At 73.1% G+C, this 19,278-nt stretch carries 10 protein-coding genes and 1 pseudogene; 3 read left to right on the top strand and 8 right to left on the bottom strand.

The genetic code is table 11. The annotated features are described in order from the left end of the window. Window positions 1-31: 31 nt before the first annotated feature. The 4 genes from ACZ7FF_RS14235 to ACZ7FF_RS14220 form a co-directional block, all read right to left on the bottom strand. Window positions 32-1,726: a serine/threonine-protein kinase gene (locus ACZ7FF_RS14235; protein WP_470812317.1), complete on the bottom strand. Its 1,695-nt coding sequence runs from the start codon at window positions 1,724-1,726 to the stop codon at window positions 32-34. Between the two features lie 86 nt (window positions 1,727-1,812). Then, on the bottom strand, window positions 1,813-3,546 hold the full coding sequence (locus ACZ7FF_RS14230; protein WP_470812315.1) for a serine/threonine-protein kinase: 1,734 nt from the start codon (window positions 3,544-3,546) through the stop codon (window positions 1,813-1,815). A 163-nt stretch (window positions 3,547-3,709) separates the two neighbouring features. Then, window positions 3,710-6,226: a protein kinase gene (locus ACZ7FF_RS14225; RefSeq protein ID WP_470812314.1), complete on the bottom strand. Its 2,517-nt coding sequence runs from the start codon at window positions 6,224-6,226 to the stop codon at window positions 3,710-3,712. A gap of 163 nt (window positions 6,227-6,389) precedes the next feature. Continuing rightward, window positions 6,390-8,504 (bottom strand): serine/threonine-protein kinase, encoded by a 2,115-nt coding sequence (locus ACZ7FF_RS14220; protein WP_470812313.1) that lies wholly within the window; start codon window positions 8,502-8,504, stop codon window positions 6,390-6,392. A gap of 778 nt (window positions 8,505-9,282) precedes the next feature. Between ACZ7FF_RS14220 and ACZ7FF_RS14215 the strand changes: the two are divergent. Next, a pseudogene (locus tag ACZ7FF_RS14215) lies at window positions 9,283-10,300 on the top strand (serine hydrolase domain-containing protein). 325 nt (window positions 10,301-10,625) lie between these two features. Here ACZ7FF_RS14215 and ACZ7FF_RS14210 read toward each other — a convergent pair. Continuing rightward, window positions 10,626-12,335 carry a glycerol-3-phosphate dehydrogenase/oxidase gene (locus ACZ7FF_RS14210; RefSeq protein WP_470812311.1) on the bottom strand — a complete coding sequence of 570 codons (1,710 nt, stop codon included), beginning with the start codon at window positions 12,333-12,335 and terminating at the stop codon, window positions 10,626-10,628. Between the two features lie 281 nt (window positions 12,336-12,616). On the opposite strand from ACZ7FF_RS14210, the gene ACZ7FF_RS14205 reads away from it, so the two are divergent. Continuing rightward, complete coding sequence (locus tag ACZ7FF_RS14205) at window positions 12,617-13,825, top strand: nucleotide sugar dehydrogenase (protein ID WP_470812310.1); 1,209 nt, start codon at window positions 12,617-12,619, stop codon at window positions 13,823-13,825. A 138-nt stretch (window positions 13,826-13,963) separates the two neighbouring features. Then, window positions 13,964-14,509, top strand: coding sequence for a hypothetical protein (locus ACZ7FF_RS14200; protein ID WP_470812309.1), 546 nt, complete (start codon window positions 13,964-13,966; stop codon window positions 14,507-14,509). 66 nt (window positions 14,510-14,575) lie between these two features. On the opposite strand, the gene ACZ7FF_RS14195 is transcribed toward ACZ7FF_RS14200, so the two are convergent. The 3 genes from ACZ7FF_RS14195 to ACZ7FF_RS14185 form a co-directional block, all read right to left on the bottom strand. After that, window positions 14,576-15,700 carry a GuaB3 family IMP dehydrogenase-related protein gene (locus tag ACZ7FF_RS14195; protein WP_452984383.1) on the bottom strand — a complete coding sequence of 375 codons (1,125 nt, stop codon included), beginning with the start codon at window positions 15,698-15,700 and terminating at the stop codon, window positions 14,576-14,578. 159 nt (window positions 15,701-15,859) lie between these two features. After that, entirely contained in the window at window positions 15,860-17,365 is a 1,506-nt protein-coding gene (gene guaB / locus ACZ7FF_RS14190; protein ID WP_470812307.1) for an IMP dehydrogenase, read from the bottom strand. Between the two features lie 230 nt (window positions 17,366-17,595). Then, window positions 17,596-18,183: a sigma-70 family RNA polymerase sigma factor gene (locus ACZ7FF_RS14185; RefSeq protein ID WP_470812305.1), complete on the bottom strand. Its 588-nt coding sequence runs from the start codon at window positions 18,181-18,183 to the stop codon at window positions 17,596-17,598. Between the last annotated feature and the right edge of the window lie 1,095 nt (window positions 18,184-19,278).

Raw genomic sequence — 19,278 nt, 5'->3', positions numbered from 1 at the left:
CGCGCCCGCAGCCACAGGGAGTGCGAACCGGTCACGAACCCGTGACCGAGAAGGTGTCGACCGCGACGTCGAAGTACTCCCGTGCCTCCCGGACCTTCCCCACCGGCGCCGAGACCCACACGTCGTACAGCCGCCCGGCCTCCTCCCAGCACAGGTCGTAGGTGTGGCGGGGGCCCTCCGCGGCGCTGAAGCCGTCCCAGGTGAACTCCCAGAGCGCGGCGGGGTGTCCGCCGTGCGTGGTCCGGACGACCCGGCCGTCGTGGTAACCGGGGTTCGTGGACGCCCCGTCGGCGGCCGAGCGGTTCATCACCGCCTGCGGGCCGCCCGGTTCGGGCACGGCGACCCTGATGCCGAGGCGGAAGGTCTCCCCCGCCGAAACGTAGAACACCCGCTCGCCCTGCGGACTCCGGGTGAAGTCGTCCGGGACGGCGAGCGAGAAACCGGCCGGATCCCGGGCCGTGCGGTAGCCGGAGGGCGCGGCGCTGGTGCGCGCGGTGCGGGCGGTGGAGGGCGCGGACCCGCTCGGGCGTGTCGCCGTGCCCGACGGGGAGGCAGCCGTGCTCGTGCCGGTCCCGGTCGCCGGGGTCGTCGCGGTGCCGCCCGGGCTGCCGCCGCCTCCGCCCCCGTCCCGGTTCAGCAGCAGCGCCGCGGCCGACACGCCCGCGCCCGCGAGCGCGGCGACGAGCAGCGCCGCGACCAGCAGCCCGCGCGTGGACGACCGCGCCGCCGGCTGCTCCGGCGGCCGGGGCGCGCCGGGCGGCGGCACGGCGCCGCGCGGCAGGTCCGGTTGGGTCGGCGCGTACGGCGCGGGGGCCTTCGCCGCCCGGGCCCCGCCGATCCGGTGACCGCGCCCGCCGCTCGGGGTGCCGGACGCGCCCGCCGCGTCGGGGGTGTGCCCGGTCTCCAGGTACGTACGCAGCATCCGCTCGGCCTCCGCCGCGCCGAGCCGCCGGTCGGGGTCGCGTTCCAGCAGGCCCCGTACGACGGGCAGCAGCGGCTCGGCCTGCTCGGGTGGCCGGATGTCGGCGGCGACCACCGCGTGCAGGATCCCGCCGAGCGAGTCCCGCCGGAACGGCGACTCGCCGCTGAGCACCGTGCACAGCAGCGCGCCCAGCGACCACAGGTCCGACTCCGGCCCGGTGCGCAGGCCGGACATCCGCTCCGGCGCGGTGTACTCGGGCGAGCCGACGAACGAGCCGGTCTCGGTGAGCGTGGTGGCGCCCGCGACCTGGGCGATGCCGAAGTCGGTGAGGACGACCCGGTCGGTGCCGGCCTCGATCAGGACGTTCGCGGGCTTGATGTCCCGGTGCAGCACCCCGGCCTGATGGGCGGTGTGCACCGCGCTCAGCAGGGCGATGCCGATCCGGGCGGCCTCGGCGGCGTCCACCGGTCCCCGCCGCGCGATCCGGTCGGCCAGCGAGCCGCCGTCGATCAACTCCATGACCAGGTAAGGGCGGTCGTCCTGCTCCACCACGTCGTGCACCACGATGATGTGCGGATGACGCAGCTGGGCGACCGCGCGGGCCTCGCGGAAGGTCCGGTCACGGCGGCGCCGTGCGTCCTCCTCCGCCAGCGAGTCGTCCGGAAGGAGTTCCTTCACCGCGACCCGGCGGCCCAGCAGCTGGTCGCTCGCCCGCCACACGACGCCCATGCCGCCGCGCCCGATGCGTGCCTCCAGGCGGTAACGGCCCGCGATCACACGGAAGTCGGCGCCCTCGGTCCCCATGCGCCCCATCATGCCGCACCGGACGCACGCGCTCCGGGGCACCGACCGGCCAAGACGGGCCGATCGACCAGCGGTTTTCGGCCGTATCAGCCCTCGTTCGGCTGCTGCCAGCTCTGCAGCACCCACTTGAACTGCTTGCTCGCCTGCCCCCAGTCCCCGGCCGGCGACGACACGTAGATCGCGTACTCGGTGCCGGCGCGCGAGAAGTACGTCTCCTCGATCGCGCGCCGCGGCCCGGCGACATGCGGCGGGTCCTTCTTCAGCGCGTACCAGGTGTACTCCCAGAGCGAACCCTTGCAGTCGCGGTACACGTTCTGCTTCAGGGTCACGCGCTTGTAGCGGATCAGCCGCTGGAGCTGCTGCTCCAGGTCCAGCTGGTGGTTGTAGGCGTCGGCGAAGTCCGGGGAGGTGTCGATGGCGATGCGGACGAAGTGCAGTCCGCCGTCCGGCGAGTAGTCGACCTGCTTCAGCGGGCCATTGATCTCGTAGACCTTCCGCTTCCAGCCCTTGGGCAGGGAGAGGCTGAAGCCCAGCGGGTCGTGGTGGACCTCCCAGTCCGCGGGGACCGTGCCCGCGACCGGCGTGCTGCCGTCGCTCGCCGAGGACGCGGGACCCGCGTCCGAACCGCTCGTCCCGGTGCCCGGCCGCATGGCGTTCCACTCCTGGAAGGCCACCGCCGCGCCGCCGCCGAGCACGGCCGCCACGGCGACGACGAGCACGAGCGTGCGCAGCCGCCGGCGCCGGGGCCGGGCCGCCGCGCGTCCCCCGCCGGGCCCGGGCACCGGGCCGACCGCCGTGGGCGACATGGCCGTCGGACCGGTCGCGGAACGGCCCGCGGCCGCGCCGCCGAACCCGGATGCGGCCGTCCCCGCCCCGTGACCGGGGACGGCCGTACCCGAGCCGTGTCCGGGGGCGTCCGGCGCGGAGCCGCGGCCCGCACCCGATGCTCCCGACCTCTGCACTCCCGAACCCTGGGTCGGGACGAACGCCTGGGCGGTGCTGGGCCGTCGGCCCTCCGCCGCCTCGGCGAGCATCTGCTCCGCCTCCTCCGCGCTCGGCCGCTCGGCCGGTTCCTTGCGCAGCATGGCGGAGATGACCGGACCGAGCGCACCGGCGTGGCGCGGCTCCTCGGCCTCCTCCTCGACGACCGCCTGCATGGTGCTCAGCGGCGAGGTGCGGCGGAACGGCGAGCGGCCCTCGACGGCCGTGTACAGCGTGGCGCCGAGCGCCCACAGGTCGGAGGAGGACCCGGGGTCGTGGCCGCGTACCCGCTCGGGCGCGAGGTAGTCGACCGAGCCGACGACCTCGCCGGTACGGGTGATGGTCGTGTCGCCCTCGATCTGGGCGATGCCGAAGTCGGTGAGCAGCACCCGGCCGTCCCTGCCGAGCAGCACGTTGCCGGGCTTGACGTCCCGGTGCAGCACTCCGGCGGAGTGCGCGGCGCGCAGCGCCCGCAGCACCCACAGGCCGATCCGCGCGGCCTCCCGGGGCTCGACCCGCCCCTGCTCCTTGACCGCGTCCGCAAGCGAGTTGCCCTCGACCAGCTCCATGACGATCCAGGGGCGGCCGTCGTGTTCGAGCACGTCGTGCACGGTGACGACGGCCGAGTGGTTGATGCGCGCGGCGGCCCGGGCCTCGGCCCGGGTGCGGGCCAGCAGAACGGCCCGGTCGCTGTCGGAGACGTAGAGCGCCGCGGTCAACTCCTTGACGGCCACCGTCCGGTGCAGCACCTCGTCGTGTGCCCGCCACACCCGGCCCATGCCACCGCTGCCGATGGAGTCGGCAAGCCGGTAGCGGCCCGCTATGAGCAGGCCCTGCATCTGATTCACGTTGCCCCGCAATGCTCTTGTCAGGCTCAGACTAAGGACCGGCCTGCCATCAGGGAACAAGCGGGGTCCCAAGGAAACCGCACTGTGACGATGGTCATTTCCGCGCGAGAAAGGGAACCGGCGCGCCGGTGTTCGTGCCCCGGATACGCCGTGCTCAACGCGTGTAGCGGTACGTCGCGGTAGCCTGCTCGTACAGTCGTGTCACCTCATCCCGGTCGGCATCCGGGCCGCGGACCTGCACGATGTGGTAGCGGCCGTCGAGCAGGATCGCCATGTTGCGCACGAACAGGTCGCGCCCCTGCCCGTCCGTCCAGGTGAACTGGCCCTCGGCCATGGTGCGTCCGCCCACCTCTATGGTCCTCAGACCGGTGGCCGTGGCCCAGCTGGAGTCCCGGTACGGCTGCAGTTCGGCCTCCCTGTCCCGCTGGTAGACCATCGGATCGCCGCCGTAGGCCGAGGCGCTGTCCCGGCCCGGCACGACGATCAGCTCGAAGTTCCCGTGCGTGTACACCACCTGGCCGCTGCCGTTCTTCGGCGTGCGGTCCCAGCCCTTGGCGACGGCGACCTCGAAACCCTCGGGGTCCTTGCGCAGGGTGAAGCCGTCGGCGACGGAGGAGTCGCCCCCGGTCTGGGTCTCGGTGGCGGGTGCGGACGCCGAGGGGCTGCCGTCCGGCGCGCCCTGCCCGGAGGACGGCGAGCCGGTGCCCGAGGGCGCGGGGCTCACGTCCCCGGCGCTGCCGGTGCGGTCCGTGCTGCCGGAGGCACCGCCGTCCCCCTGCTTCGGCATGAACAGCATCGCGTAGGCGATCACCCCGGCCAGCAGGAGCAGGATCAGCAGGAGCAGGGTCCGGCCGAGGTGGCGGGGCGAACGCGCCTCCTCCCGGGCCCGCTTGTGCCGGCCGTGCGGATGGGTGTCGGGCAATCCGGCGCGGCGCCGCCGCACCAGTTCGCCGCGCCGCCGCACGATCGGCAGCCTGCTCGGGTCGGCGGGCGGCACGGGCACCACATGCGTACCGGCGTCCGGCTCGGGCGCGGACCGCACCAGCGAACGCAGCCAGCCGTTCAGTTCCTCGAAGTCCAGCCGCTCGATGGGGTCCTGGCGCAGCAACGACTCCACCACCGGCCGGAGCGGACCGCACTCCTCGGCGAACGCGGGCGGCTCGGCGCACACCAGCTGCACCAGCTCGGCCGTGGAGTCCTCCGGATACGGCGCATGTCCCTGCACGGCCCGGAACAGCAGCGCGCCCAGCGCCCACAGGTCGGTCGCGGGCCCGATCGGCGCCGCCAGCTGCCAGTTCTCGTGCACGGGCCCGGCCTGCTCCGGCGCCCAGCGCTCGGTCACCGGTCCCACCACCGTCATCCGCACCTGCCGCGCCCGCTCGGCGGCGAGCGCGGTGGCCGGACTCCGGCGCGCGGGGCCCTCGGCACCGGGTCCGCCCCAACGGGCGTCCGTCTGCGGAGGAAGTGCGGGGACGGCGGGGTCGCCTTCGTGGCCGGGGGCGGGCGTCGCGGTGCCGCCCGGGCCGTTGCGCGGTGCGGCGCCGTGCCACGGGGCGCCCTGCACGCCGTAGGGGTCGACCGTCCGGCCGGGCGGTGCCGTACTGCCCGGGCCGGAGGGGTACGACGACCGGGCCGCGCCGTCGGCACGGTCGCCTCCGGCGTCTTCTTCGGCGGTCCGGCGGGCCCCGGGCAGGGCGGCGCGCCCACCGTACTGGGCCTCCTGCACCCGGGCGGCGGCACGGGCGCCCGCCCGGTACGCGGCGATGGCCCCGGCCCGCGCGGCACGGATGTCCGATCCGCTCTCCAGCGCCCGGTGTCCCGGCGGTCCGCCGGACGCCCCGTTCGCGCCCGGCGCCGGCAGGGCCCCGGTCGCCCTCGCCTGTATCGCGGCCCGGCGCGCGGCCTCGGGGTCGACGTCGGCGGACGGAACGCCCGCACCACCGCCCGGCGCGCCGACGGCGCCGCCGCCCGGACCGGGTGGCACTCTGCGGCCGCCGCCGGAGACCGCCCCGGCACCCTGCTCAGGCTCCGGCGCCTCCTCGGCCCCGTCCTCGGCGGGTACGGGGTCGTACCCGCACAGCGCCTCCTCCGCCGCGCCCGCCGCGAGGCCGGTCAGCATCACCCGGCCGTCGTCGCAGACGAGCACGGTGCGGACGGTGATGTTGCGGTGCACCCAGCCGTGGCCGTGCAGCACCCGGAGCGCCATGAGCACGTCCGAGGCGACCTCGGCCGCCCGGTACGGCGTCAACGGCTTCTCGGCCAGCAGCGCGGACAGCGGACGCGCGGCCACCCACTCGCTGACGATCCACAGGGACCCGCCCTCGGCGAACACGTCGAAGACCTGGTCGAGGCGCGGGTGGTCGGGTATGCGGGCCGCCGCCTGCGCCGCCTCGACCGCGCGCCGCACCGCGGGATCGGTGGGCCGCCGGGTGGCGGCCCGGGCGGCCGGCGCCGGACGGGCCCCGCGCGCACGGGCGGTGAACCCCTCGGGCAGCCCTTCCGCGTCGAGCACCTCGGCCTCGACGACCTCCGGCAACGGCACCTGCCGGACGAGCACTTCCTGGCCGCTGTAGGTGTCGAAGGCCCGGGTCTCGGTGAGCTCGTACTCGTCGGACGGTGGCAACGGCAGACGGTAGCGGTCGGCCAGCACCCGGCCCGCGTAGTCGTCCACTCTGCCTCCCCCGGCCGCCCGCTCGGTCACATCCGTTCGCCGCACGGCCCGTTTCGCACACGCTTCCGGCTGCGTACGGTCCGCAACCATTCACGATACGTGCCGGAGGCAACCCGCACCGAGTGGATGCCGGATTCTCACGCCCCAAAGCGGCGTTCGGCGCCTAGGACTTGGGCTGGAAGGAGGCCGTCAGCGTCTGCCAGGTGTCCTTGCGCAGATCGCTCTGCCAGTTCCCGGCCTCCGCGGTGTACATCAGCCCGTAACCGAGGTGGCCGTTCACCACGAAACCCCGGTCTATGGACCGGTACTGGGTCCCGCCGTCGGTGTACGTGAACTCCCAGTCGGCCGTGTTCCAGCCGCGGTAGTCCGCCTTCTCGATGCGGATCCGGTGGTACTGAGGGCGCACCATGTAGCCCTCCTGGTTCCTCCAGTCCGCGACCGGGTCGCTCTTGGGGGAAGTCGTCCAGCCGATGAGCAGCTTCTGCCCGTCGGGACCGGTGTACCGGTCCCCGGCGGCCCCACTGGACTGGAACTTCCAGCCCTTGGGCAGCCCGATCGTGTAACCCTGGCCGCCCTTGTGGGTCGACACCGCCGGGGCGCTCCCGCCGCCCTTGGCACCGGACGGGGCGGAGCCGCCGTCGTCGGGGGACCCGGCCGTGCTGACGTCCGTCGCGGAGCCGGTGCTCGCGGAGGCCGAACCCGACCCGTCCGCCCGCGTCCCGCCGGCCGAACCGCCCGTCCCCTTGGTCCCCTTGCCCTTGTCCTCCTTGGTGGAGGCACGGGTGCTGGCCGCGGCTCCGGCGGCGCCACTCTTGCCGCCCTTGTCGTCGCCACCGCTCAACGCGATGGCCAGCACGGTGCCGAGCACCGCGAGGGCGACCAGTACGGCGATGATCACCAGCGTGCGCCGGGGGACCACATCGGTGAGCGGCGCCCTCGGCACCGGCCGCGGCGGCAGGTCCAGGTCCGGCGGCGGCATCACGGGCCAGCCTGAACTCGGCTTGCCGGAAGCGGTGTTTGCCGAACGGTTGGTGCTGGAGTTCGGCACCCCGGACGAACCCGAGGCGGCACCCGCCGGCCGCCCGGCGGATCCGGCGTCCTGCCGCCCGGCGTCGGGGCGTCCGGCCTCCGGGCGTCCGGCCTCCGGGCGTCCGGCCTCCGGGCGTCCAGAGGAGGGCGCGGCGGGACGCGTCCCGCCGGACACCGTACCGCCGGCCTTCGGCGCGGGCGTGTCACCGCCGCCCTTCGGCCGCTTGGCGGCCGCCGCGGCACCGGCCCCGCCCGCCGCCTTGCGGACCGAACGCAGCGCGCCGCGCAGCTTCTCCGCCGGCTCCTCGGCCCGCTTCTCCTCGGGCCCGTCGGGCTGCGCGGGCAGCGGGACCACCCGCGTGGCGTCCATCGGCTCCGGCGCGGGCGCGTGGATGACCGCGTTGAGCAGGGCCCGGGCCCCGGCGTCGTCGAGCCGCTTCGCCGGATCCTTGGCCAGCAGGCCGTAGAGGACGTCCCTGAGCGGACCCGCGTTCTTGGGCTCCTCCAGCGGCTCGGTCATCACCGCGGTGAGCGTGGCGATCGCCGAACCCTTGTCGTACGGCGGCACGCCCTCGACCGCCGCGTACAGCAGACCGCCGAGCGACCACAGGTCGGCCGCCGGACCGGGCTTGTGGCCGCGGGCACGCTCGGGGGAGATGTAGGAGGGGGCGCCGACGAGCATGCCGGTGGAGGTGATGGACGGGTCGCCCTCGACCTGTGCGATGCCGAAGTCGGTGAGCACGACCCGGCCGTCCTCGGCGATGAGCACGTTGGACGGCTTCACGTCCCGGTGCAGGATGCCCTCGCGGTGCGCGGAACGGAGCACGTCGAGGATGGCGAGGCCCACCTCGGCCGCCCGCTTGGGCTCCAGCAGACCGTCCTCACGGATGACCTCGGCGAGGGACTTGCCCTCCACCAACTCCATGACGATCCAGGGCCGGTCGTCCTCGTCGACCACGTCGAAGACCGTCACCGCGCCGTTGTTGCGGATCCGGGCGATCGCCTTGGCCTCGCGCAGGGTGCGCGTGATCAGGCGCCGCTTCTCCTCGTCGTCGATGTTCGACGGGAACCGCAGTTCCTTGACGGCGACCGTCCGGCCCAGGGTCTCGTCCTCGGCGCGCCAGACGGTGCCCATGCCGCCCCGGCCCAGCACGTCTCCCAGCCGGTACCGCCCGGCGAGGAGACGCCGTTCGCTCTTGTCCCGACGAGTCTCCTGACGAGATGATCCCGCCCGCTCCGCCTCCGACATGCGTCCCCTCATACAACCCGCCCTGACAGAGCCTCCATTGTCTCTCACCCGACAAGTGGTCCACGCCCAGGGTGCCCCAGCCCGCGGGCCGCCCCTCACGCGCCACAGGACCCCCTCCAGCGGCCTTTTCGCTTACCGGGATGATGGACCGTAAGAAGGGAGGAACCGGGATGCCGATGCTTCGGGCATACCTATCCAAACCGGCAACCATGGCGCACGCCACCTTGGCCGAAACCGTTCCCCCGGCACGAGCCGACGCGGCCGGAACGGCGCCTTAGTCGCGGGCAACCATGTCCAAACCGGTATCTGGGACACGGCCGACCTCGGCCACGGCAACGCCGGTGGCGCGAACGGCTCCACCCAAACCGGTGCTCTCGACGCGAACCGCCCTTGCCTGTCCCCTTCCACGCCGCGGACAGCACCCGCCTTGCCGGCCTCTTCGGCGCGGACAGCCCACTCCTCTCGGGGCGCCCTTGCCCTGGCCCTGCGCCTGCCGCGAAGGGGCCTTGCGGTGCCGACCTCCCTGATGCGTAGGGCCCTTGCTCCGCTGGGCGCCTTGGCACGAACGGCCAGTGTCTTGCCGGGTGCCTTGGCACGAAGGGCCCTTGCCTTGCAGGGCACCTCAGCACGAACGGTCCGTTCCTTGCCCGGCGCCTCGACAGGAAGGGTCCGTTTCTTGTCGGCCTCCCTGGCACGGACGGCCCGGGTATCGCTGGGCGCCCTGGCACGGACAGGCCGCGACTCGCCGGGCGCCCTGGTGCGGACGGCCCTGGTGCGGATGGCCCTGGCGCTGCCGGTCTCATTGGCGCTGCTGCTCGCCCCGGTCGCATCGCCGGAAGCCGCGACCGGCATGACCGCGGACGCCGCGCTGCCGCTGCTCGTCTCCGAGGGCGGGGCACCGGCCGCGGCCCTGCTGTCCCTGGACGGCAACCACTCCCGATACGCGGCCGCCGGGCGGGGCATCGCACGCACCGACCACTTCCGCGCCGGCAGCGTCACCAAGACCTTCATCGCGACCGTCGTGCTCCAACTGGCCGCCGAGCACCGGCTCGCGCTGTCCGACACCGTGGAGCGGTATCTGCCGGGGCTGCTGCGCGGCCACGGCACGGACGGACGCCGCATCACCTTGCGGGCCCTGCTCACCCAGACCAGCGGGCTGCCCGACTTCGCAAAGGCCACACGCGGGACCGTGCCCCTGACTGCGCTTCAGGCGGTGCGCATCGCTCTCGTCCTCCCTCCGGGCCACTGCTCCTACTAGCACCAACTACGTCCTGCTCGGCATGGTCGTCCACCAGGTCACGGGCCGCTCCTACGCCACCGAGGCCGAGCGCCGCATCATCGCTCCGCTGGGTCTGGCGGGCACCTCCTTCCCGGGTTCCCGTACCTCGCTTCCCTCGCCGCACGGCCGCGCCTACGCCGCCGACGGCACCGACGTCACCCGGCTCGACCCGCGGATGGCCGGGGCCGCGGGTGAGCTGGTGACCACGCTGGCCGACCTCGACCGCTTCTGGGCGGCCCTGCTGGGCGGCCGGCTGCTGCCCCCGCACTGGCTGCGCGAGATGCTCGACACCCGCGCCGCACACGGCTCGTACGGCGTGGGGATCTATCCGGTGAAGCTGCCGTGCGGCACCACGGTGCGGCGGCACAACGGCCGGATATCCGGGAGCTACGTGCGCAGCGCAGCCACCGCCGACGGCCGCCGGGTCCTCACCTTCCGGGTGAACACGGACGCGATCGCAGACCCCCGCCTCGAACCGGCCCTGCTCGACGCCGAGTTCTGTCCTCGCACCTGGTAGAACGAGCCGGCTCCGAACGGAGATCCCGGTTCACGACACCCGTTCGAGTGAATCGCCTCGCCAGTCACCGGTCGGCGGTCGCGGGGGGTCGGGCGCCGGGCGCCGGGCGAATGCCGACGGCAGCGCCAACCAAGCGGGCGAGTGCTGATGGCAGCGACCCCCGACCATCAGGTGGTCGGCGGCCGACAGAGCCACAGCCGGACCGTCGGGTCATCGGCCGGGCCGTGGGGCCAGCGGCTGGACCATCGAGTCGGCGGTCAGACCATCGGGTCAGCGGCGGACCGCCAAGTGCGCCACCGCCCTGCGACAACGGTCGACCGGCCCCTCACGTCAGCGGCACGATGTCCGGTGCTCCGAGCCGTGCCGCGTCCGCCGTCTGGTCGTCCGGCTGGAGTTGGGACTCCCGCTCGGCCTCCACCCGCTTCTCGTAGTGCTCGACCTCGCGTTCGACCTGGTCCTTGTCCCAGCCGAGGACCGGCGCCATCAGCTCGGCCGCCTCGCGGGCGCTGCGGGTGCCCCGGTCGAAGGTCTCGATGGAGATGCGGGTGCGCCGGGTGAGGACGTCGTCCAGGTGCCGGGCGCCCTCGTGCGAGGCGGCGTACACCACTTCGGCGCGCAGGTAGTCGTCGGCGGCGTGGAGCGGCTCGCCGAGCGCGGGGTCGGCGGCGATGAGGTCCAGGACCTCCTCGGCCATCGCGCCGTACCGGTTCAGCAGATGCTCGACCCGGACCACGTGCAGCCCCGTGTTGGCCGCGATCCGCGCCCGGGCGTTCCACAGCGCCTGGTACCCCTCCGCGCCCAGCAGCGGGGTCTCCTCCGTCACGCAGTCGGCGACGCGCCGGTCGAGGCCGTGCACCGCCTCGTCGACGGCGTCCTTCGCCATCACCCGGTACGTCGTGTACTTGCCGCCCGCCACGACCACGAGCCCCGGCACCGGATGGGCGACCGTGTGCTCGCGGGACAGCTTGCTGGTGGCGTCGGACTCGCCGGCCAGCAGCGGGCGCAGACCGGCGTACACACCCTGCACGTCGTCGCGGCTGAGCGGCACCGCGAGCGCCGAGTTGACGTGTTCCAGCAGGTAGTCGATGTCGGCGCTGGACGCGGCGGGGTGGGCCTTGTCGAGGTCCCAGTCGGTGTCGGTGGTGCCGACGATCCAGTGCCGGCCCCAGGGGATGACGAAGAGGACCGACTTCTCGGTGCGCAGGATCAGGCCGGTGGTGGAGTGGATGCGGTCCTTGGGCACGACCAGGTGGATGCCCTTGGAGGCGCGGACGTGGAACTGGCCGCGCTCACCGACCAGGGCCTGCGTGTCGTCGGTCCACACACCGGTGGCGTTGACGACCTGCTGGGCGCGGATCTCGTACTCACCGCCGCCTTCGACGTCCTGCACCCGGGCGCCGACGACCCGTTCGCCCTCGCGCAGAAACCCGGTCACGCGCGCGCGGTTGGCCACCTTCGCGCCGTAGGAGGCCGCGGTGCGCACCAGCGTGGCCACGAAGCGGGCGTCGTCCATCTGGGCGTCGTAGTACTGGAGGGCGCCGACGAGGGCGTCCTTGCGCAGGCAGGGGGCGACGCGCAGGGCGTGACGGCGGCTCAGGTGACGATGTATGGGAATACCCCGGCCGTGGCCGCGGGCCATGGACATCGCGTCGTAGAGCGCGACGCCGGAGCCGGCGTAGAGCCGCTCCCAGCCCCTGTGCTGCAGCGGGTAGAGGAACGGCACCGGTTTGACCAGGTGCGGGGCGAGCCGCTCCAGGAGCAGGCCGCGCTCCTTCAGGGCCTCGCGGACGAGGGCGAAGTCGAGCATCTCCAGGTAGCGCAGGCCGCCGTGGATGAGCTTGCTGGACCGGCTGGAGGTGCCGGACGCCCAGTCGCGCGCCTCGACGAGGCCGGTGGACAGACCTCGGGTCACGGCGTCCAGTGCGGTGCCCGCGCCCACGACCCCGGCGCCGATCACCAGGACGTCCAGTTCGCGCTCCGCCATCGCCGCCAGTGCCTCGACGCGCTGCGCCGGCCCCAGAGTCGCTGTCCTCACCGCTGCCTCCCGCTGTCGCTGACTCGCTCGCGTCGGCCGCACCCGGCGGGCGAAGCCCCGTTCATCCCCTCCTCATGCCCAAATTCTGACCGGCTTGCCCGACTTCAGCCACCACGGGCTTCCAACCTGTGGGCAACAGGAACGCAACCCCCGGAAGACACACGAACAGAATCCCACATCACGGTCATATTTACTCCTAGTGTGACAGTGCGCTCGTACATGCTGTCCACAGCGGTTGCGCACCTGTCCCGCTTCGGCTATTGGGAAGGACGGCCCACGCCATGCCCGCAGATCTCGCCGTCATCGGACTCGGTCCGTACGGCCTGCCGCTCGCCCAGGCCGCCGTCGCCTCCGGCATCTCCACCATCGGGTACGCCACCGGCCCCGAGTCGGGCTCCCTCAGCCCGGCCGAGCTGCGCCGGATGCACTCGGCGGGCTTCCGGCCGGTCACCGACCCGGCCCAGCTGGGCCGGGTGCGCACCGCCGTGATCTGCGCGCCGACCCCGCGCGGCGCCGACGGCGGCCTCGATCTCGGCCAGGTCGAGTCGGCGGCCCGCGTCCTGGCCGCACGGCTGCGCCCGCACACCACGGTCATCCTGGAGTCCCCGGTGCTGCCGGGGACGACGGAGGAGTTCCTGCGCCCGCTGCTGGAAGAGGGGTCGGGCCTGCGCGCGGGCCGGGACTTCCACCTCGCCTACTCCCCCAGCCGGGTCGACCCCGGCAACCGCGAGCACACGCCCGCCGGCACCCCCAGGGTCATCGGCGGTCTCACCCCCGCCTGCACCGAGTCGGCCGCCGCGTTCTACGGCCGGCTGACCGACAAGGTCGTACGCGCGCGCGGGCTGCGCGAGGCGGAGGCCGTGCAGTTGCTGGAGACCAACTTCCGGCACGTCAACATCGCCCTGGTCAACGAGATGGCCGTGCTCTGCCACGAGCTGGGCGTCGACCTGTGGGATGTCATCCGCTGCGCGGAGACCAAGCCGTTCGGCTTCGAAGCTTTCCGCCCCGGACCGGGCGTCGGCGGGCACGGCGTCCCGCAGGACCTGTCCGGCCACGCCACCCGCACCCTGCGCATGGTGGAGCTGGCCCAGCAGGTCAACAGCCGGATGCCCCGGTACGTCGTCCAGCGCGCGGCCACCCTCCTCAACGAGCACGGCAAGTCCGCCCGGGGCGCACGCGTGCTGCTGCTCGGCGTGACCTACAAGCCCGACCTCGCCGACCAGCAGGGCACGCCTGCCCGGGAGATCGCGATCCGGCTGATGGAACTGGGCGCCTCCGTGAGCTACCACGACCCCCACGTGGCGTCCTGGAGCGTCCTGGACCGCCCGGTCCCGCGCGCGGACTCGTTCTACGAGGCGGCGGCCGACGCCGACCTGACGATCCTCCTCCAGCAGCACCGCACCTACGACCTCCAGGGCCTGTCGGTGAAGGCCCAGCTGCTGCTGGACACCCGGGGCGCCACCCCGACGGGGGCCGCACACCGGCTCTGAGCCCGGTCACGAAAGGAAAACAGCCGGGGCGTTGTCGTCCCCGGCTGTTAGTCTCCCCCGGACTCGTCGCACACAGGTGCGCGGTCGTCTTCCGTTTCCTTTTCTTCTGTTGTGCTCCACCTCGGGGGGATTTCTGTCATGAGCCAGTCAGCTCCGCCACCGCAGCCGCCGCAGTCCGGCCCGGTCGACGGCAACCCGTACGCCCAGCAGGCGCCGGCCGGGGCGCCGTACCCGCCGCAGCCGGGCGCCTTCGCGCCCCCGGCCGCGCCGGCCGCGCCGGTACGGAACAACCTCGTCGTCGGACTGGTCGCCGCGCTGGGCGCCGCCGTGGTCGTCGGCGCGCTCTACGGCGTCATCATCGGCGCCACCAAGCACGAGATCGGCTACGCGGCCGTCGGCGTCGGGTTCGTCATCGGTCTGGCGGCGGGCAAGGCGGGCGGCCGTAACCCGGTCCTGCCGATCGTCGCCGCCGTCCTGGCCCTGGCCTCGGTCTACTTCGGCCAGCTCGTGGGCGAGGCCATGATCGGCGCCAAGGCGACCGGGCTGGGCTTCTCCGAGGTCTTCTTCGACCACTTCGACGTGGTCCAGCAGGCCTGGAAGGAGGAGGCGGACCCGCTCACCTTCGTCTTCTTCGCCATCGCCGCGTTCGCCGCGTTCTCCGGCACCAAGAAGGCCGCCCACTGACAGGGCGCACGCAGACGCAAGGGCCCGTCCACCGCACCGGTGGACGGGCCCTTCGCGGTGTCCGGGTCAGCGCTTGTGCTGGCTGTCCGCGACGGTCACCTCGACCCGCTGGAACTCCTTGAGCTCGCTGTAGCCGGTGGTGGCCATGGCCCGGCGCAGGGCGCCGAAGAAGTTCATCGAGCCGTCCGGGGTGTGGGACGGGCCGGTGAGGACCTCCTCGATGGTGCCGACGGTGCCGAGGTCGACCTTCTGGCCGCGCGGCAACTCCTCGTTGACGGCCTCCATGCCCCAGTGGTGGCCCTTGCCGGGCGCGTCCGTGGCGCGCGCCAGCGGGGAGCCCATCATCACCGAGTCGGCGCCGCAGGCGATCGCCTTGGGCAGGTCGCCGGACCAGCCGACACCGCCGTCCGCGATCACGTGCACGTACCGGCCGCCGGACTCGTCCATGTAGTCGCGGCGGGCCGCGGCCACGTCGGCGACGGCCGTGGCCATCGGGACCTGGATGCCGAGCACGTTGCGCGTGGTGTGCGCGGCGCCGCCGCCGAAGCCGACGAGCACGCCCGCGGCACCCGTGCGCATCAGGTGCAGGGCCGCCGTGTACGTGGCGCAGCCGCCGACGATCACCGGGACGTCCAGCTCGTAGATGAACTGCTTCAGGTTCAGCGGCTCGTGCGAGGAGGACACGTGCTCCGCCGAGACCGTCGTACCGCGGATGACGAAGATGTCCACGCCCGCGTCCACGACGGCCTTGGAGAACTGGGCGGTGCGCTGCGGGGAGAGCGCGGCCGCGGTGACCACACCGGAGTCGCGCACCTCCTTGATGCGGGCGCCGATCAGCTCCTCCTTGATGGGAGCCGCGTAGATCTCCTGGATGCGGCGCGTCGCCCGCTCGGCGGGCAGCTCGGCGATCTCGTCCAGCAGCGGCTGCGGGTCCTCGTACCGCGTCCACAGGCCCTCGAGGTTGAGCACGCCCAGGCCGCCGAGCTCGCCGATGCGGATGGCGGTGGCCGGGGAGACGACGGAGTCCATGGGGGCGGCCAGGAAGGGCAGCTCGAAGCGGTAGGCGTCGATCTGCCAGGCGATCGAGACCTCCTTCGGGTCCCGCGTACGGCGGCTGGGGACGACGGCGATGTCGTCGAAGGCGTACGCCCGGCGGCCGCGCTTGCCGCGCCCGATCTCGATCTCAGTCACGTCTGTGGCCTTTCCCTATGCGTTTCAGCGCCTTCCAGTATCGCCGACCCGGACGGCAGAAGCCCTCCGCAGGTACGACGACGGCGGCCCCGGATGTTCCGGGACCGCCGTCGTGCGGGCGTCACGCGCGCGTGGACGCGCCCGCGTCGTACCTGAGAACTACTTCTTGCTGCTGTAGTTCGGCGCCTCGACCGTCATCTGGATGTCGTGCGGGTGGCTCTCCTTCAGGCCCGCCGAGGTGATCCGCACGAACCGGCCCTTGGACTCCATCTCCTCGATGGTGGCGGCGCCGACGTAGCCCATGGTCTGGCGCAGGCCGCCGACGAGCTGGTGCAGGACGTTGGCGAGCGGACCGCGGTAGGGCACCTGGCCCTCGACGCCCTCGGGCACGAGCTTCTCGTCGGTGGTCACCTCGGCCTGGAAGTAGCGGTCCTTCGAGTACGACTTGGCCTGGCCGCGGGACTGCATGGCGCCGAGCGAGCCCATGCCCCGGTACGACTTGAACTGCTTGCCGTTGATGAAGAGCAGCTCACCCGGGGACTCCTCACAGCCGGCGAGGAGGCTGCCCAGCATCACCGTGTCGGCGCCGGCGGCCAGCGCCTTGCCGATGTCGCCGGAGTACTGCAGGCCGCCGTCGCCGATCAGCGGAATGCCGGCGGGACGGGCCGCGAGGGAGGCCTCGTAGATGGCGGTGACCTGGGGAACACCGATACCGGCGACGACACGGGTGGTGCAGATGGAGCCCGGCCCCACGCCCACCTTGATGCCGTCGACACCGGCGTCGATCAGGGCCTGGGCGCCGTCGCGCGTGGCGACGTTGCCGCCGACCACGTCGACGTTCACGCTCGACTTGATCTTCGACATCCAGCTCAGGGCGTTGCTGTTGTGGCCGTGCGAGGTGTCGACGACCAGGAAGTCCACACCGGCCTGGGCGAGCGCCTGGGCGCGCTCCAGGGCCTCCGGGCTGGCACCGACCGCGGCACCGACCAGCAGCCGGCCCTCGGCGTCCTTCGCGGCGTTGGGGTACTGCTCGGCCTTGACGAAGTCCTTGACCGTGATCAGGCCCTTCAGGACGCCCGCGTCGTCCACCAGCGGCAGCTTCTCGATCTTGTGCTTGCGCAGCAGCTCCATGGCCTCCGGGCCGGAGATGCCGACCTTCCCGGTGACCAGCGGCATCGGGGTCATGACCTCGTGCACGCGACGGGTGCGGTCGCTCTCGAAGGCCATGTCGCGGTTGGTCACGATGCCCAGCAGCTTGCCGGCCGGGTCGGTGACGGGGACACCGCTGATGCGGAACTTCGCGCAGAGGGCGTCCGCCTCGGCGAGCGTGGCCTCCGGGTGCACCGTGATGGGGTCGGTGACCATGCCGGACTCCGACCGTTTCACCAGGTCGACCTGGTTGACCTGGTCCTCGATGGAGAGGTTGCGGTGCAGGACGCCGACACCGCCCAGCCGGGCCATCGAGATCGCCATCCGGGACTCGGTCACCTTGTCCATCGCCGCCGACAGCAGCGGGATGTTCACCCGGACGTTGCGGGAGATGCGGGACGAGGTGTCGGCCGCGTTGGGAAGCACCTCGGATGCGCCCGGCAGCAGCAGCACGTCGTCGTAGGTCAGCCCGAGTGTCGCGAACTTACCGGGCACTCCGTCGACGTTTGCAGTCATGACACCTTCCCCAAATGGCCTTGATCGGTGCGGATGTCCATGCTAACGGGAAGCGCGGCTAGCAAATTCCACGGTCCAAGGTCGACTCCGGCTTCGTATTTTCATACGGAACCGTCGCCGCGCCGGTTCATTCGGGTCCGGTGTGCGGTGCCCGCGCCGGGCCGATGCGGGCCCGGCGCCGCGGACTTGCGCCGTTGCGGCAGGCCACCCCGGCTGCGGGAAGGGGGCGCCTACTGCTCGGCGAGCGCTCTGAGGCGGCTCAGCGCCCTGTGCTGTGCGACCCGGACGGCGCCGGGTGACATTCCCAACATCTGCCCGGTCTCCTCCGCGGTCAAGCCCACGGCGATACGCAGCAGAAGCAGTTCGCGCTGGTTCTCGGGCAGGTTGGCCAGCAGTTTCTTGGCCCACTCGGCATCGCTGCTGAGCAGGGCGCGCTCCTCGGGGCCGAGGGAGTCGTCCGGGCGCTCCGGCATCTCGTCGGAGGGCACCGCCGTGGATCCCGGGTGGCGCATCGCGGCCCGCTGGAGGTCGGCGACCTTGTGGGAGGCGATGGCGAAGACGAACGCCTCGAAGGGGCGGCCGGTGTCGCGGTAGCGGGGCAGGGCCAGCAGGACCGCCACGCAGACCTCCTGGGCGAGGTCCTCGACGAAGTGACGCGCGTCGCCGGGCAGCCGGGACAGCCGGGTGCGGCAGTAGCGCAGCGCGAGGGGGTGCACATGGGCGAGCAGATCGTGCGTGGCCTGCTCGTCCCCGTCGACGGCACGGTGCACGAGGGCGCCGAACGCCCCTTGGGCCGTGCCCGCCTCCTCGTCGCGCATCGGTCCATCGTGCCTTGTGGCCGTCCGGTCCGTCGCATCGTGTTCGTGGTTGTGCACCGAAGCGTTATGAGCAGGTGCGCCGGCACTCATCCCCTGCGCCCTCCCCTTCCGCTCGACCGACTCGTCCCCGAGAGACTCCACATCTCAAGGATGCGGCATCGGCGCCGAAACGAGCAGCGCGCGTCCCGCGCCCCCCTTCGCGCACCACCTTTCGGCACGTCCGGCGGAGTCGCCGAACCTGCGTGCGGCCCCCCTGGTACCGCTCCGCGTCCGGGGGGCCGCACGCCTCCGCCCCGACGGCGGCCACGGAACGCGCAGGAGGTCCCGGCGGTGTACGTGCCCCGGTGCGATCGGCTACCGGAGGGCGGCCCCAGCGACTCCCCAGGCGGCCACGGCCGCTCACCGCACGGTGGGACCAGCGGCTCACCGGTCGGTCTCAGCCGCTCACCGGAGGGTGGGATCGACGGCTCCCTGGTCGGCCTCAGCCGCTCGTCGGAGGGTGGGGTCGGCCACTCACCGGAGCCGCGTCGCGCATCCCGGTGGGCGGCGTCGGCCCCGCGGCGCACCGCGGGCCTGTCGTTCCGAGCCGCTCCGTGTACGGCCGGTGCGCGCCCGCGCGTCCCCGGAGACCTGGCGCCCGAGACCCCCAAAGAGCACACACCGCGCCCTTCCGACGGCTTGGGCCCCGAGGCACCACACACACCACGCCCGCCCGCCGGCTCGGACAGCCCCGAAGAACCACACACGTCAGGCCCACCCGGCAGGTCGGACAGCCCCGAAGAACCACACACACCACGCCCACCCGGCAGCTCAGGCAGCCCCGAAGAACCACACACACCACGCCCACCCGGCAGCTCAGGCAGCCCCGAAGAACCACACACACCACGCCCACCCGGCAGCTCGGACAGCCCCGCGGAACCGCGCACGCCGGGCCCGTCCGACCGCCCGGGCGCCCCTGAGAGACGCACCACGCTTCCTCCAGCAGACGGCCCGGAACACTCCGGGCAGCCGAACGGCCGGGGCAGCCCCCGAGGCCCGGGCACCCCGGCCGACGCCGAGGCACCGGACACTCCGGCAACCAGCGGGCGGGCGGGC

The organism is Streptomyces sp. NPDC037126, from assembly GCF_055605965.1.
The sequence above is the reverse complement of the archived record's forward strand: the minus strand, read 5'-3'. Positions and strand labels throughout refer to the sequence as shown.